Below are 17,035 nucleotides of genomic sequence, written 5' to 3' on the forward strand. Positions count from 1 at the left end.
TCATCTAAAACGTAAAGTTTATCATTTACAATTATCCATGCCTTCTATCTATGCCCTGGTCGATTGCAATAACTTTTATGCTTCTTGTGAAAAGGTATTTAATCCAGCCTTAAAGCATAAGCCAGTGGTTATATTGTCTAATAATGATGGTTGTATTATTGCTCGTAGTGCTGAGGCGAAAGTTTTGGGTATTCCTATGGGGGCGCCCTATTTTAAAGTTAAGGAGCAATTAGCTAGTAATAATGTAGTGGTTCTTTCTTCCAATTATGCTTTGTATGGTGATATGTCAGCTCGGGTGATGAGTGTATTAGAGCAATTTTCACCTCAAGTAGAACGATATTCAATCGATGAGGCTTTTATTGGGCTTGAGCATGTCCCACTAGCTGAATTATTTCACTATGCCAGCCAAATTCGCTCTACTGTAGAGCGATGGACTGGTATTCCGGTATCCATTGGTATTGCCACTACCAAAACTTTGGCAAAAATTGCTAATCATGTCGCCAAAAAAGATACAAGCTACCATGGTTGTTGCAACTTTCTTTCTTGGTCACCATTAGTGCTAGAAGATTTCTTATGTCAATTGCCTGTAAAAGAAGTATGGGGCATTGGTTGGGGATCTGCTAAAAAACTACAGGCCCAAGACATTTTGACTGCTTACGACTTAAGTAAAGTACCACTTTCTCAGGCACGAAAACTATTATCGGTGTTAGGGGAAAGAATCGTTTTGGAGTTGCAAGGAATTTCGTGTATTCCTTTGGAACTCATGTGGAAACCCCGTAAGGGGATTATGTATACTCGAGGCTTTGGTAGAGATATAATTTCTTTAACAGAAATGGAAGAAGCTATTGCTACTTACACCTTACGCGCCTGGCAAAAACTTAGTAAACAAAAGTCTCAAGCTTCAGGCTTGGCTCTTTTTATGAAAACGAATCGTTTTCGTGAAAAAGTCACTTATCAGTCTCACACTCAGATGGCTCTATTCTCAGCTACCAATAATCCTAACACTTTAATCAAACAAGCACTTGCTTTAGTTCGTAAAGCTTTTGTCCCATATACTCCGTATCATAAGGCTGGTGTATTTCTTTTGGGCATTGAGACTGGAGCAGCTGCTCCTGCCACCTTATGGGAAGGTAGTACTGCTATTTTCACTGAATCAGCCAGGCTAACGGAAGCTTTAATTGAGTTAAATAAGCGCTTTGGTAAAGAAAAAGTATATTTTGCTGTGCAAGGCAAAAATCATCTCTGGGATATGAGACAAGCATTCAAATCTCCTAATTATACTACTGCCATTACTGATCTCCCGCTGTTTTCTTAATAGAACGTTTCTTGTGTGCTCGCCACAGGAAGGTTCCTATCATTAAAATGATGCTCAGTGAAAGTGTCGCTCCAGTTTTTACTAGCATTGGTGGTATTGCTGCAGGAGTTGTGGGGACTGCCTTACTAAGAGGTGATGGGGGAGCAGGTAGAGATGATATCGGAGGAATTACTTTCTCTACACAACTTTCTAAACTAAGAGATTCATCAAATACACGTGTGATATCAACCGTGATTGCCGTGTCCGCAAATGGTTCGGGCGTGCCCAAATGTAAAGTGGCTCGATTAGGTAATTGTACTCCCAAATTGAGTAAACAAACTGCATCAATGTCTATACCGGGAGCCTTGCCCGTAGAATTAGTACTTTCGTCACTAACTTTGATGAATCGCGCCCATGAAACGCGAGCATCTTTCAAGTCATAACCATTCAAATTTCCAGTAGCATCTACCTTTTTAAATAAAGTACCATCTTGGGAAACCTCAACGCTGACATCTTCATTTGCTTCATCCGTGTCATCACCATGCTGATCAATGGTGAAGAGAGCAAAGTCCTCATTTTTACCATCAACAATTACCTTTGTTCCCAAATCAATAGTAATGCTGCCATTTTCACCAAGTGAAATGAACTTATTGTCAGGCGCTCCCAGTATTTCTTTTGCTCTGCGATGATCATTGCCGCTACGACTAATGTCTTCATCAATAATGTCGCTATCTGCTCCTAAATAAAAATCAGTATCTTTTAGCGGATCACTATTCTCATCAAGATCAAATGTGTCCAGATCAAAGTTTCTTGCTGAGGCAATAGTCCCATGATATTGCAATTGTACTGGTGTGCCAGCTGTGACAGTAATTGCTCCTAAAGAGAGAAGTGTATCGCTGATGCTCTGGGTGGCGCCCGTGGGCAGGCTATCAACTACTAAGTTCTCCACTAAACTAGAAAAGCGATCATCAAGAGCAATATTTGAGGCTGGACCACCACTATTAGTTAAAGTGACCGTGTAATTAACTATGCCCCCTGGTTTATAAATTTTCTCGGCACTATGATTAGTGCCCCCAACATTGTTATCAGCGGATTTGGTCAAAGTAACACTAGGAGCCCCGGTAATTGTTTTACTAATAGTTACGGTAACCTGTTGGGTTTGGGCGATGGTGGCATTATCACTTTGACGAGTAGCCCTGATTTCAGTGACATTGATAAGTGGGGTAGCGGAGGATATGTTTAGTGTTCTGGCAATTACTGCATCATAAACAAATTGTACTTCCGTGGTCTGAGCATTGATGGTGATACCATTTGCTAATAGTGGTGTTGCCGCTGTATTGGGGAAAGGGGAGGGACAATTGAGCAAGGATGAGCTAGCTGGAACTACCGTGACCCGACAGTTTTCATAACGCACATTACCCCCTAAGGTAGGGAATGTGTCTGTCCAAGTAACATTGCTGAGGTTAATACCCTGAGTATTACGCAAAGTGATTGTAAAAGTGACTCGCTCATCTGCATTAGTAATATTTATGCTGGAACGAGAAGCTGATTTGGTTAAAGTGAGTGTGCCTGGATCTTGGTTTGCGGTAGCGATACTAATAGAGGCCTCGCTGGTACAGTCGGTAGTACAACCAGCTGTGAGTTGTCCGCGATTATTAATAGTTCCACTGGCTGAAGCTCCTACTTGAGCCAAAATAAATACATAGCCTTTTCTAGCCGGGCCAATAGACGTGGTGACGCGCACATTACTACCCTCAAATTGACAATCACTGCTACCACTCGGTCTACCGCCAGTGAGCGGCAAGGCATTAGTCTCATTGTTCACATATTGACAGTTTGTGCCTGTTCGTAAAAAATTAATACTATTTGGCTGATTGTCTTGAATAGTAACCACGGCATTGCTACTAAGGCTAGCGTTCGTGATTTCTAAACGGTATTCGATCGTGCTTCCTGGTGCAACATTATTAATCGAGCTAGCAAAAGTATTACTTTGACAGCTGGCTAGAGTACTGCTGGTACAGGATCGTACTAATTTACGAATAGTAGCATTATTGCTAGTAGTACCACCACCCGGCGCCTGTACTAGCAAAGTAGCATGGGATCGCTGATGACCTTCTAATGGTACGGCATTTTCTCCCCAGGTAGCAGTATTATTAATTTCTTCGGTAGCCATACCAGTGCCCAAAGCATTGCGAGGAATAGCAGCTGTATAAGTAGCGACTATATGTAAAGTATCACTAGTACTTAATGTTCTACTACCCAGGGCGGCCACAATTTGACTGCCACTGACGATTATAATTGGGGTAGTATTGGTACTATTTATTGTTTCCGTGCTGCTTTGACAATCACGGGCGCTTGATAAGGTGTCACTATTTACTTGTACTGTCCATCGACACAGGCTGTAAATAATGTTTTGGCCGCCAACTAATCTGGGGAAATTATCTTGTAAACGCAGATTGGCGATAGTGGCATTATCATAGCCAGTAGCATCGGCACTTATTTGATATTGTATTGTTTGTTCCGTATTGCCACTGATAATAGTTTCTGTGGCAGGATTGCTATCAGTATTAGGACTAGTAATTGTCTTCTGCAGAGATAAGGAATTATTTGCTGCTGAACCTTCTACGCTAACAGTAGCTGTACTAGTGCGTTCACTATTGTCCTGATTAACGTTAATTACGGTGACAGTATTGGCAATAGAGTCTGGGCTAGAATTAGCTATTTGCGTACGCAAGAAAATAGCTGCTGTTTTTCCTGCTTCCAGGTGACTTAATGTTATCAATAAAGGAGAAGATAAGGGACAAACGGTACTATTATCCAGATCACTACGGTTAGGAGTATTAATGGTTAAATTGTTTTGATAAATACAACTGCTGTTTTGTATGGTTAAGTTGCTGGGAATGCTGTCATTAACTTGTAAATCCAGATGAGGGACTATGCCAGCATTAGTGGTATTGGTAATGGTGATCCGGAAGTCCACAAAGCCATTTCGAGCTGCTGGAGCAGAAGAGCCAAAATCGCTGCTACAAACCGTGCTGCTACTACAAGTGGCAACAGTTTTACTCACAGTGAAGGTTGGTTCTTCGAGAAATATGTTTTGAGCGAACTCTGATGAGTTGCCCAAAAATTGAGGAATCAGAATATAAGCTTCAGGACTTAAGCTGCGCCCCATAGTATTGGGCTGACCATCACATGGTGTCACGTTAGTCATGAGCAGGTTCGCTAACTCACAATTATAGCGAATACCAGCTAAACCTAGGTCTAAAGATGACACCGGAAATTGACCACTAAGTGAGCCATAGTTTCTTCTATTCGCACTACTAGGAGCGTTGATCTGAGCAATGGTTGCTGTAACCAGCTTCGATGTAACAATACTATCAAATTGGGGGGGACTACATTCCCAATTAGTAAGTGCTGAAGATGTCTTGTGCACTACTACTCCACAAAGGAACTTCTTGCCTTGCCCCATACTTTGATTGGCGCTTTGGCTACTGGGTGAGGGACTGTCCGTATCACAGTTAATAGTGGCGCTAGCTAAAGAGTTTACATCTGTTGGACTACTGCTCTCCGCAGGACAGCCTACAGTGAATACCTCAATCCAATAATCTCCTGTGGGCAAAGAAGTTTGCAGATAGCCCTTTATGGTATTATTGGTCGAGCGAAAGGCTGCCGTATTACCTATGCCATACAGACCTGGCCTGCCTAACATAGTATTACCACCATTGCTGCTAATAGTGTCTGATAAGTCCGTATCATTAGTGGTACCAATAGCACTATTGCTGCTACTGCTACTACGCTTTTGCTCACTATCTCCAGCTGCTTTCAAATCTATACCAATTCCACCTTCTTCAGCCCCGTTCAATGTGCCATTACGAAAAATAGTATTGTGACTGATACCATTTTCACAATTATTGCTGTGTACACTTTGCCCTGAAATGGTGCTGGTACATGGCCAGCTACTATCACTATGGACATGATCTACATCAGTAATAGTATTGATATGAATACCATCAGCTTGATTGTAGCTAATACTATTAGCGCTTATTTTGTTACGATAACTAGCATGAAACTGCGATTCAAACGTGTCAGGATCGGTAGTAATAGAACCCTCGATACTAATGCCATAGCCTTGATTTGGCGCTTCACTGCTACCGATGCGATTATTATAAAGCCAGTTATTTTCACTACCTTCAATCAATATGCCAGTGCCACCACACACTGTACTTTGGCTATTGCGCGGTGCATAGCGTGATGGAGTATGTAAACACAAAGTGGGTGTGCTGGGAACGGTTAAATTACCAATACTATTACCAGTGACAAAGGTTCTATTTACATCACTATAATTACCTTCAATTGTGATGCCATTACCAGTAATCCGTGCTCTTTCAGCTACAAATCCTTCGGTGACCGTTGGTCTAGCGACGCCAATGTAATTATTCTGAATATCTGCAGCACTGTCTTTCACATAAATTGCGGTATTAAAAAGAAATAAAATCAAAACTACATTTTTGCTGGAATTAGCAATGGCATTATTTTGTATTCTTGGTCTATTCAGATTGCAAACATTAATTGCCTTATCCGTCCAACCACTATTATCAAACAAATCTGCTGCCGGTGTTGTCCCAGCACTGGTTAATCCAATGGTGTTGTTTTCAATTACTAAGAAAACGGTCATTTTGGGTTGGCATTGATTTGCCGGAAACACACTTGCTACTGGTACCGATGCTGTACCGACGAAAATCGGCTTATTAGTATTGAGAAAGTTATTATTCTGGATGCGAATAGTAGGGTCGCCAGTAACGCTGAGAGGATACAGATTAATATGCACTCCTCCTTGAAGATAATTGGCATTGTCTACTGAACTGCCATCTCTAGTACCAAAAAAGTTATCTTCAATGATTAGTGCTTCTAAAAAAGCACCTTCTATACCGGAAACTTTACCGTTCGTCGCGGTGTTACTAGGAGTTGTCGGATCATCGGTAGTAATTGCCTTTGCCGTGCCCTTCTTCAAAGCAATAAATGCGAACTTTTTGATTACAATACTTTGGGTCAAAAAAGTGCTCAAATTGGGTGTTACTCTAAAAAAGTAGTCCAAAGTGTTTGAATCAGCAGTATTGTCACGGATGGCAGTATAACCAGGTGCGCTATCATGTTGCCCATCAATTTCGAGTTGTCCAGCATAAGTAATGGCTGGTAGATTCCGCTCAAGGTTAATAGTCGTGAGACTTTCGGCGAAACGAATGGTTACTACCATGCTCGGATTGACAAATATGGGATCTAAATTGTTTAACAAGTTAATAGCTTCTCCCAAGTCACAATTATTATCGTCAAAAGGTGAGAAAGTCGGCGGATAGCCTGCACTAGTAGTAAAAAGAGTACAACCCACACTAGTAGTACCGCCGGCAAAGCCATCGGTATTTACATAAATAAAATTACTAGTGGTCGGAGGAGCAGCAAAAGCTGGTACTCCGCCAGAAGGAACTATACTGATAAGTACGCTGCTGCTCACCAAAAAGACCAGACTCAAGCTGCAACAAAGTTTTTTGATTTGCCGGTAAATACTTTTACCTGCTTTCATGATGGGGGATTTGTTTTTGTAATCTCTTAATTTTAGCATACTATGCTAGCGTATGTATAGAGCAAAAACTATGAAAATACCTGATGCTGATGATCTATTTACTGTTGCTGGTAGAATGGGAAAAAGAATAAGTACTCGCGATCAAGATGCTGCTAGCTTAATACTTGAATTGTTACCAAGTATTGCCCCTATTTCACCAGTTCTAATTGTTGATGACGACACTCATGCTATTGAGCAGGCAATCAAAAGACAGAATTCTGCTTGCCAGCTAGTATCCTGGCAACGAAAAGTCACTGCATCACATGCTGCTCAAGTGTGGGTACCAGAACAAACCTTTGCTGTTGTTTTTTTGAGGCTACCTATTTCCCGAGCCACTTTTGAAATGTTGCTTCATGCCACAGTAAGCCGTCTAACACCTCAAGGGAAAGTATTCATCTATGGTGCTAATGATGAAGGGATTAAATCTACGGTTAAATTGTTAGCGCAATTTTTTGATCAGGTAGAGACTATATTGATCAAAAAACGCTGCCGAGTAATTGAGGCTATAAGTTTTAAGCAAATACCCTTGAAAACTCAGTTGCTAGATTGGCAAGAAACACTTCGCCTTGCCACCCCAGTAGGGGAGCAAACAGTATGTTCATACCCATCATTATTTGCTCATGGGAAATTAGACCCAGGCACTGAATTGTTATTGACTGCTCTACCAGTAAACTTGGAGGGAAATGCCCATGTTTTAGATTTTGCTTGTGGTACTGGCATCATTGCACTTGCTTTGAAAAAAAAGTTTCCTACTATTGCTCTTGATTTGATCGATAATGACGCTATGGCATCTGTAGTCGCCAAGATCAATGTTCCTAATGCAGAGATCTATCTTGCAAGTAACTTGAATTGTGTTGCTCATAAAAAATACGATTTAATCATTAGTAATCCACCCATCCATAAAGGCAAGGAGGAAGATTTTTCTGTATTGGTAGATCTCATTCAAAAAAGCACCAAGCTTTTGCAGGCTAATGGTGCTTTGTTATTTGTGGTGCAAGCTACTGTACCAGTGAAAAGGCGGCTGTTTGAATACTTTTCACGAGTGGAGCTAGTAAAACATAATTCCCAGTATGCTATTTGGCAGTGTGCACAAAACTAAGAGTTACTAACGTGAGCTACGTCGTACAGCTCTATTACCAGCCGCAACAATCTTTGTAATATGGACACCGCTACCTGTTGTTTGCATAAATACATCATGCTGACCCACTCTGGCCATTGTATCTCCTACGGCATGTCTGATTTTTGAACTGGTGCCATGGGCTCTAGCAGTTCCACCATGACCTTTTAATTCCAAGGCTCGCATAATACCTGCGCGCAACTGCCTTTGTACATCAAGTGGTATTTTATCTTTAGCTAAGGCTATATTGATAGCTTCAGCATTCTCTATTACTGCATCCCAACCTGCTGGTAAGTCACTGGATTTAGCTAAGTATGCATCGATTCTTGCCATAAAAAGAAATTAATTAAAGGTTAAATAGCAAAATAACATCTTTCACTGACCAGGTCAATGCTGTGCTAAGCTGTGCTCATTAAGAAATAAAACGTGTTGAGAAAAATAAAATTTTGGCTTAATTTTAAAATTAAAGAATGTATCTTTAGCGTATGTCCGTTGCCAAAATCTTATATTCAAAACGGTGTACCATATTTTGCTCAATGGGAGTCAAAAGAGCTAGCGGACGACATCCTAAAGAAAAGAATTTTGGCGGTCAATGATCCTAAATGGTTGGCATCAGGTGCTGAAAGTCCAGAGGAGTATGCTTTGTGGAGTTGGAATGCCTGTGGTATGGCCTGTCTTAAAATGGTCTTAGCCTATTACAAAAAAGTTACCATACCATTAGTAACTTTATGTAAGCAATGCGTTAAATATGGTGGCTATACTTTTCCTTTAGAAACATCTCCAGGACTGTATTATGGTCCTTTTGTAAATTTTGTTAGACAAACATATGGATTACAGGCAAAAGTAATCTATCCGATGATCCTGAAGGAAATAGTACAAGCTCTAGCAAAACAAAAGTTAGTTATTGCCTCCGTGGCTCCTGAGATTAGGAATCCCTCAGCTATTTCTACCAAACGTGGCGGCCATTTAGTATTGATTGTCGGCTTCGATGCCCAACAAAAAATAATTTACTTGCATAATCCTTCAGGCAACACACCAGAATCACAGGAATATGCTCAAATAAGTTTCAATGATTTCAAAAAGTTCTTTGCCAATAAAGGAATTATTATTCATTGACTTCGTGCTTCTTGCCCGATACTAAATGAAAATGAAGATGCTGAGAATCCTGAAAGCTTCCTCCATTGGTAATGATTTTATAATTACTTTCATGGAGTCGAAACTCTTTGATAATGTCTTGTGCTACAGAAAATATCTCGGCAATCACCGAGATATCTTCAAGCTCTACCAGTCTCGTAATATGCTGTTTAGGGATAATCACAATATGTAGTGTCCACTTTGGTTGAGTATGGTGAAATGCTAAAACCTTTTTAGTTTCACGCACCATTTTTACTACAATTTTGTTGTTGAGGACAAAATCACAATAAAAGTCATTAGTAATTTTAGATTGCATAAGAAACTATTGTTTAATACCACGAGAACATTTTGTATACTTATCTTTACCCTTATTTTTAACAGTCTTCAGGTGTTTTTGCTAGTTTGTTTCTGTCTGACTACTACCTATGTCTTTAAAAAAAGTATCTGCACTTATCATTTCTGTTTCTTTGCTTCTTGCTCTAATCCCTGCCACCCGAGCTGCTACTTTTCAAGACGTCCGTAGTAATGATTGGTTTTATCCTTACACCTATCAATTAGCAGCAGCAGGAATTATTGCTAATAATGCAAACTTTTTTCCCTATCGTCCGATTACTCGAGCAGAACTTGCTAAGATGGCAAGTAAAATTGCTGAATACCAAAGGGTCCTTACTTTAGCGTCTCCGGCGAATACTTTTTGTGATGTTGCTTTAAATGATTGGAGTAATCAATATATTCAGACTCTGTATAGTCGTGGTGCCGTGCAAGGTACTTCTTCTGGTTGTGCGCAAAGGCGAGTGTTTCATCCTAATGATTTTGTTACTCGTGCCGAAGCATTGAAAATACTTTTAGGTGTCTATGAGATTGTGGTGCAAGGTAATGGCTCAACCTTTAATGATATTGAGGCTGATAGTTGGTATGCCCCTTATGTTAGTACAGCCGCCAGTATGGGTGTGGTGAATAGTAGTGGTAGCTTTCATCCTCATATAGGTCTTACGAGAGCAGAAATGAGTAAAATTATTGTTAAGTTGAGTGATTATGTATTTCAGCATCCCGATATAACCAATCGTGTTGGTCGCGATCCGCCGAGATCCCTATCTTCCGATGATGAAGAGACAGAAACCACAGTTCCGATTGCGTCACCATCTGTCAGGCCGATTATAGACCCGTTGAATCCTACCCCAACACCTACGCCAGCACCTGCCACTCCTACTCTTAGTGCGAGCTGCCGTCCAGAAAATTGTATTGGTGTCGATTGGCGTACCCGAGCTCGTGCTCTTGATATTCCCGGGTATCAACGCCGTGTTGCTAATGATGGTAAGTTAATTTTAATCAGTGAGAAGTTTCAAATTACTCTTCCTGATAATAGCCCTGATGCCGAAGAATATGGTCGCATTCTTCTCTATCAATTGCGCCAGGCCTATGCTGGTGTACGTCGCACGCTAGGCTATGATCCATATGCTTTGCCGAATAGTATTAAAGAGGAACATATTCTGAATTATCGTACTACCGGCGAATGTTGTGGTTTAGAAGAAGATGGCTATCCGATGATTTGGACTGCAGGTACTCGTGAGCATTATCTGCAAACAATTCGTCTTGAAGGCCCACAAACCGGTTACCTACCAAATGCGGCTTGGGATAGCATAGTTGGTGGACATGAAATTACTCATCGTTTCAACTGGACACTGAATCTCTATGGCTTTCTCGATGAAGGGTTAGCAAATTATGTTCAAGACCGAGGCCACCCTCAATCAATGGTTTGTCGCCAAGGAGGATATGAAATAAATGGCCAGTTTTTTAATTATGAATACTTATACAGATCTGATAGTTTACTCAGTATCTACAATTCTGGTGATTGCTTCTGGCAACGTATTGAGCAGCTCTATGGCTTAGATATGATTCATCGTATCGAGAGTCGTTTCCGTCGCAAAGAAGAACGAGACCGCCTACGTACGCGTATTGATGAAAATGGCTCACCCTGGGCTACTTGGACATCGTTTAGCGGACAACTCTTAATAGATCTTCAACAAGCATTTGTTCCCGAAATTGGTGAACGGTTTTGGACTGATTTTCAAGATTTCTGTTTCTCGCCAACTATGGCCGAGGGAAAGACATATGCAAATGAGCTAGCAATGAGTAGTTGTGCTGAGACTAGTCGGTAACATCTTCCAGGGCTTTTTATATATACGTTTTCTAACGTATTTTTCGGGCACGTTTAAATAGCTCAAGATAGAATAATACCAAGTATAAGAATAAGCGATTCCGTAAGCGGAATCGTGGTAGGGCCAGGGGGAATCGAACCCCCGTTGCCAGGATGAAAACCTGGCGTCCTAACCACTAGACGATGGCCCCACGCGCCGCCAACTATAATGAAGCAGGGCAAGAATGTAAAGAATGGAGAGTGAAGAATGTAGAATGGAGAATTAAAGGGAAAAGAAAAATTTCATAATATATTTGCTACTGTTTCTTTAATTAATTGAAAGGCATATTTACATTTGAAGGTTTTCCAGTATATCTCTTAGCAGAAGAGTTCTATCTGGCTGTGCTTGGTAGTTGTCTCAGAAATTATAAAATTGTTCCCGAAATCCGATCTCAATTGCAAAGAGCTTCTTCCAGTATTTTGCTGAACTTAGCTGAAGGGGCTGGCAAATACAGCAAGAAAGATAAAAAGAACTTTTATGTGATTACTCGTGGCTCAATTCATGAGTGCGTGGCAATTATAAGAATTATTCGGCTTGAAGGGAAAATAGAAGATACAAACTATATGATTTTGTATACCAAGCTACATCAAATAAGCCAGATGATGTCCGGTCTAATTACCAAAATGTCTCAACTCTAACATCATTTCATTCTCCACTCTCCATTCTTCACTCTTCACTCTTCACTCTCCATTCTTTTCATCTGTGCTTCAGCGACAACTTTCAAATAGTGCACTGCTTGTAAAGGAAACTTTCCGGTCGTGGTTTCGTCTGACAACATCACTCCACTGGCACCTTGTCTCACTGCCAAAGCAATATCATTGATTTCAGCGCGACTAGGCATAGGATTATTTACCATTGAATACAACATTTGTGTAGCGACTATCACTGGTTTGTTCGACTTCTTTCCTGCTTGAATAATTCTTTCTTGATTCTTTGGTAATTCGGTTAGTTCAGCCTCCAGAGCCAAATCTCCTCTAGCTACCATTAACCAATCACTTGCTTGTACGAGTTCATCAAGATTATCCATTGCTGCCTGAGTTTCAATTTTACTTACGATAGGTAACATATGCCCAGCTTTAGTAAAGAAGTTTCTTACTTCATCAATAGGGGCGCGATCTTGGACAAATGAAAGGGCCACCATATCAATAGGTTTGTTTTGGACATAATGGAGATCAAGCCAGTCTTTTTCCGTTAGCGCCGCGGTCTGAATATGAGCGGTAGTATGAAGATGCATGCGATGCTTAATCACAAAATCTTCCAAAAACTTAATAGTCGCCTTTGTGCCAGTATTTCCTATCACTTCAGCTCGTCCATAGCCTTCACCGAAAATAATATTGGAGCCTACTGGTAATTGGCTGATCACTCCGGGCAGAGTAAAAGTGCAACTATTGTTATCATTTTCATCAAATACCAAGAACATTCCCTTGATAGCGACAATTTCTTTTTGTTCAGGAGTGATAATGCGTAATGATGGACCAGAAATATCGGCTAGCACTTTGATATGAGGGAATTCATCCTTGATAGTAGTTAGATCAGAAAATAAATTATCATACCATTCATGAACATTATGAGAAAAGTTGAGCCGAAAAATAGTGGCACCCGTTTTTACCAATTCACGCAACATATTAATATCGCGTGTGGCTGGTCCAATAGTAATAACAAAATCGAGCATAGTTTTATATGTGTTTTAAACGTCTAACAATTATACCGGAATTACTATCTGCTGTGGCAGCATAAGAAAAGAATTCCTTGCTAAGTCTTTGTAATATTGCACAATCTTAAAGTGAAATAGTAGCAGACATTTTCCTTAATACTGCAATATTTTCAATATGATACGTATGAGGAAACATATCTACTGGCTGGGCATATTGAAATACATAGCCGTGTTCTTGTAATAATTTTATATCTCTTGCTTGAGTGGTTGGATTACAAGAAATGTAAACTAATCTTTGCAAAGGCAGCTTAGTTAGCAGCTCAATAGTTTCTGGCATCATGCCTGCTCTAGGGGGATCGATAATGGCAATGGTTGGTGTGATCGAGATTTGACTCAATATCTGAGCAGCGTCGCCTGTGTGCAACTCTATATTACTAATGTTATTTTGTTGGGCATTGGCTTGAGCACTTTTGATGGCATCAGGCACATTGTCGACACCAATCACATGCTTTGCCCTACGACTAGCGAAAAGGCCTAAAGTGCCAGTGCCACAATAAAGGTCCAAAACCGTATCAGAACTCTGTATGTTGGCTGCATCGAGTGCTAATGCATAGAGCTTTTGTGCTTGTTGTGGGTTAGGCTGAAAGAAGGCTTCAGGATAAATATTGAAACGCAAATTACCCCATGGTTTTCCTAAACTGAGCTCCTCAGATAAGTAGTCTTTACCCCAAATGAGTGTCACTTTTCTAGTGGTTGGTTTACCTTTGCGAGCATGAATCTCAGTCTGAAATAAACTAATGACATTACTATCTTTTATTGCTGCTAAAAGTTCATTGCTGTGAGGCATAGCGCCTTTTGTGGTAATGAAATTAATTAAAAGTTCTTGCTTTTGATTATTCCTTATCACCACTGTTTTCAATAGGCCTGAGTCGGTACGTGGTTGATAAATGGAGATGTTAAAAGTTTGTAGCCATTCGCGAATTTTTAGTACCAACTGGGTATATTGGGGAGAAGGGAGATAGCATTCAATGAGTGTGAAAACATCATAATGAAAACCTTTTGGGTGGAGACCAATATCAGCTTTGCCCTGTTCATCATAAGCAAAACTGAATTCCATTTTATTTCGATACTCTTTGACCATTGCGCAACCCACTATTGGTTTTAAGTCGATGTTTTGTAAGTCGCCAATATGCTCCAAGCTTTCTTTGACTATAGCTTCTTTATATGTGAGTTGATCAGGATAAGATAAGAATTGCCAAGTACAACCACCACATATGCCAAAATGGCGACAAAACGGTATGGTTCTTTTGACCGATGGTCGAATAATCTCTAATAATTTTCCTTCAGCATAATGCGCCTTTTTCTTCGTAATTCTTACTTTGGCTCTATCGCCAGGAACAGTTTCGGCTATGAAGACTTTCAAACCATCAATGGTAGCTATACCCATCCCCCCAAATACTAATTTCTCAATATCACAATCAATAATTTCGCCCTTTTTCATAAAAATAAATTCGTGGCTACTATATATCTATTAGAAAAGAGCTTACAAGCTTAAGCGACAAAAGGATATGTTTATAGCCATCCCATACTTTTGAATAGTTCTATTGAGGGGGCTGCAAGGGCTAAACTTTTCAATGACTCTTTAGGATACCACCCTAAAGTACGAAATTCACTATCAGGAGTTTTTAGTTCACCACTCTTGTACTGGGCATGGTAGACCAGAAAAATATAATGAGTCATTATACCATTATGATTGGGCGTGAAGTCTTCATTGAAATTTATTCTTTGGACATTGTCTATCTCCAGTCCAGTTTCTTCAAATACTTCTCTTTTGACAGCAGTCATTAATGATTCTGCGCCCAATTCAACGCCGCCTCCGGGAATGTGTAAGGTATTAGGATAGGGACCAATATCTTTCGGTTTCGAACCCATTAGGATCTTATTATCTTTTTCGATAACAGCTGAAACGATCACACGACAATTCATAGTAATATTCTTATATGGCTTGATAGTAGCACGTTTACTTTTACTATTCTTGTTATACTGTGCCTGCTTTATTCGTATTAAATGTTGCTCAAGTAATTGTATGAATCCTGTTGTATACCTCACTCAGAAACTCTGGAAATACGCCCAAGGAAATAGGCATAATGTTGTGCTCTATTTGGTGTTTTTTATTATTGCTAACGGCTTTCATTTTTTAGAGCCTTTAGTCATAGCAAAAATGCTTAATATCATTCAAGAACAAGGTATTACTACTAGTAGTATTGCTACTTTGGTAAAATATTTAGCTTTATTTTTTGCCCTCACTCCTGGCTTTTGGCTTTTTCACGGAATCGCACGAGTTGTTGAAAATAAGAATGCTTTCATTGTCCGGGCTAATTATAAAAAGTATTTACTAAATGGGGTGCTGGCTTTCCCAATGGAATGGCATACTGATCATCACTCGGGCGATACCATTGATAAGGTGGAGAAGGGGACATCAGCACTGTATCGTTATTCGGGGGATACTTTTCAATTGATAGAAACAATAACTAGTTTAATTAGTTCTTTAATAGCACTAAGTTACTTTAATTTGAATGCTGGTTTTATCGCAGCATGTATGGTGACACTGACTATATTGCTAATCTTGCGCTTTGATGAAGTTCTAGTTGGTCAATATAAAACACTTTATCGGGCAGAGAATAAAATTTCTGAAAAGGTCTTTGATATTATCAGCAATATCACCACTGTAATTATTTTGCGCATAGAAAGACTGGTCTCATCGGCTCTCTATAAGAAGATTATGGAGCCCTTGAAGCTGTTTATGGAAAACAATGTGGTGAATGAAGTTAAATGGTTCTTTGTGGCACTGAGTAGTACGACAATGATTGTCTTGGTAATGGGGGTGTACTTTTACAGCAATATTGGTGGCGGTGTTTTAATTGGTACCGTATATGCTCTGTATGGCTATGTGAGTAGAATGAGCGAATTATTCTATCGTTTCGCGTACATGTATAGCGATATTGTCCAGCAAAAGTCTGCAGTCATGAATGCAGAGGAAATTGCTAATGACTTCAGTAAAAACAAAAGTAGCAAATCTATTTCATTGAATGCAGCATGGCGGGAGTTAAAGATTAATAATTTGCAATTTTCTTACAACACTGCTGAGCAGGCACGTCTTCACTTGAATAATATTTCACTTGTAATTCGTCGTGGTCAAAAAGTCGCTTTCATTGGAGCAAGTGGCAGTGGGAAAACAACTTTTCTGAAAGTGATTAGAGAATTATATAAGCCTCAACGGGGAGAAGTATATCTGGATAACAAATTGCTTCCCGGTCACTTTCAATCCTTGAGTCCTGATATTGCCCTTATTCCTCAAGATCCCGAAATATTCTCTACTACTATTAGCGAGAATATCACAGTAGGTGTGAATCATAGTGCTAGCCATATTAAAAGGTTTACTGATATGGCCTGCTTTACGGATGTGATTAGTCGCTTACCTCATGGTTTAGAATCCAATATATTCGAAAAAGGCGTGAATCTCAGTGGTGGTGAAAAACAACGTTTAGCTTTGGCTCGTGGGCTTATGGCGAGTGAAGATAAAGCCATGGTTCTTTTAGACGAGGCAACCAGTTCAGTAGATACCAAAAATGAGCTGTATATTTATGAAAATATTTTCAAAGCCTTCAAGGGCAAAACAATTATTGCTTCTATCCATCGTTTACACTTATTATCACTTTTCGATGAAATCTATTTCTTTAAAGCAGGTAAAATTGTAGCTTCAGGTACATTGGCAAGCTTGCGTCAATCTTCTCCTGAGTTTCAAGCATTATGGTCAAAATACAATTCAATACATCTCAAGGTAGAATCTAGTAGTGCTTAACATATGGTCTTTCTTATACTTATCCTGATCCTTCGAGCACCGTAAAAATTACTTCTTCTAAGGGAGAAGGTATGAGGGGAGGATAAGACTAACTATATTGTCAAAGGTGTTCGTTTGACATAGAGACGGTCATGTTTGATGAGGGAAAAAATACGTTCA

Annotated in this window: 12 protein-coding genes and 1 tRNA gene; 6 read left to right on the top strand and 7 right to left on the bottom strand. The window is 39.9% G+C overall.

Annotation, left to right across the window (positions count from 1 at the left end):
- The first annotated feature begins 37 nt into the window (after positions 1-37).
- The gene (locus HY817_05585; protein ID MBI4836698.1) at positions 38-1,315 is read left to right on the top strand and encodes a Y-family DNA polymerase; all 1,278 of its coding nucleotides are present in this window, start codon (positions 38-40) and stop codon (positions 1,313-1,315) included.
- Here the strand turns inward: HY817_05585 and HY817_05590 are convergent.
- Positions 1,290-6,911: a hypothetical protein gene (locus HY817_05590; protein MBI4836699.1), complete on the bottom strand. Its 5,622-nt coding sequence runs from the start codon at positions 6,909-6,911 to the stop codon at positions 1,290-1,292. The two genes, HY817_05585 and HY817_05590, sit on opposite strands and share 26 nt — an antisense overlap.
- A 31-nt stretch (positions 6,912-6,942) precedes the next feature.
- Between HY817_05590 and HY817_05595 the strand changes: the two genes are divergently transcribed.
- Positions 6,943-8,010 (top strand): class I SAM-dependent methyltransferase, encoded by a 1,068-nt coding sequence (locus tag HY817_05595; protein MBI4836700.1) that lies wholly within the window; start codon positions 6,943-6,945, stop codon positions 8,008-8,010.
- A 6-nt stretch (positions 8,011-8,016) separates the two neighbouring features.
- Here the strand turns inward: HY817_05595 and HY817_05600 are convergent, their stop codons facing one another.
- A complete protein-coding gene (locus tag HY817_05600) occupies positions 8,017-8,361 on the bottom strand; it encodes a hypothetical protein (GenBank protein ID MBI4836701.1) in 345 nt (114 codons plus the stop codon).
- A gap of 159 nt (positions 8,362-8,520) precedes the next feature.
- Between HY817_05600 and HY817_05605 the strand changes: the two genes are divergently transcribed.
- Positions 8,521-9,144 (top strand): C39 family peptidase, encoded by a 624-nt coding sequence (locus HY817_05605; protein MBI4836702.1) that lies wholly within the window; start codon positions 8,521-8,523, stop codon positions 9,142-9,144.
- On the opposite strand, the gene HY817_05610 is transcribed toward HY817_05605, so the two are convergent.
- Entirely contained in the window at positions 9,134-9,478 is a 345-nt protein-coding gene (locus HY817_05610; protein ID MBI4836703.1) for an HIT domain-containing protein, read from the bottom strand. The genes HY817_05605 and HY817_05610 overlap by 11 nt on opposite strands.
- Positions 9,479-9,587: 109 nt before the next feature.
- On the opposite strand from HY817_05610, the gene HY817_05615 reads away from it, so the two are divergent.
- Positions 9,588-11,321 carry an S-layer homology domain-containing protein gene (locus HY817_05615; GenBank protein MBI4836704.1) on the top strand — a complete coding sequence of 578 codons (1,734 nt, stop codon included), beginning with the start codon at positions 9,588-9,590 and terminating at the stop codon, positions 11,319-11,321.
- 115 nt (positions 11,322-11,436) lie between these two features.
- On the opposite strand, the gene HY817_05620 is transcribed toward HY817_05615, so the two are convergent.
- Positions 11,437-11,511: transfer RNA gene (locus HY817_05620), tRNA-Glu, on the bottom strand.
- Positions 11,512-11,635: 124 nt separating this feature from the next.
- Here HY817_05620 and HY817_05625 point away from each other — a divergent pair.
- Positions 11,636-11,998, top strand: a complete 363-nt coding sequence (locus HY817_05625) for a four helix bundle protein (GenBank protein ID MBI4836705.1) — start codon at positions 11,636-11,638, stop codon at positions 11,996-11,998.
- A 35-nt stretch (positions 11,999-12,033) separates the two neighbouring features.
- On the opposite strand, the gene HY817_05630 is transcribed toward HY817_05625, so the two are convergent.
- The 3 genes from HY817_05630 to HY817_05640 all read right to left on the bottom strand — a co-directional run bounded on the left by HY817_05630 (position 12,034) and on the right by HY817_05640 (position 15,000).
- Positions 12,034-13,032: a hypothetical protein gene (locus tag HY817_05630; protein ID MBI4836706.1), complete on the bottom strand. Its 999-nt coding sequence runs from the start codon at positions 13,030-13,032 to the stop codon at positions 12,034-12,036.
- A 106-nt stretch (positions 13,033-13,138) separates the two neighbouring features.
- Positions 13,139-14,515: a 23S rRNA (uracil(1939)-C(5))-methyltransferase RlmD gene (rlmD, locus tag HY817_05635; GenBank protein ID MBI4836707.1), complete on the bottom strand. Its 1,377-nt coding sequence runs from the start codon at positions 14,513-14,515 to the stop codon at positions 13,139-13,141.
- A gap of 71 nt (positions 14,516-14,586) precedes the next feature.
- Positions 14,587-15,000, bottom strand: coding sequence for an NUDIX hydrolase (locus tag HY817_05640; GenBank protein ID MBI4836708.1), 414 nt, complete (start codon positions 14,998-15,000; stop codon positions 14,587-14,589).
- Positions 15,001-15,100: 100 nt separating this feature from the next.
- Here HY817_05640 and HY817_05645 point away from each other — a divergent pair, with 100 nt between their 5' ends.
- The gene (locus HY817_05645) at positions 15,101-16,876 is read left to right on the top strand and encodes an ABC transporter ATP-binding protein (protein ID MBI4836709.1); all 1,776 of its coding nucleotides are present in this window, start codon (positions 15,101-15,103) and stop codon (positions 16,874-16,876) included.
- Positions 16,877-17,035: the final 159 nt, after the last annotated feature.

Source organism: Candidatus Abawacabacteria bacterium, assembly GCA_016207805.1.
Lineage (GTDB): Bacteria > Patescibacteriota > Gracilibacteria > RBG-16-42-10 > RBG-16-42-10 > JACQZO01.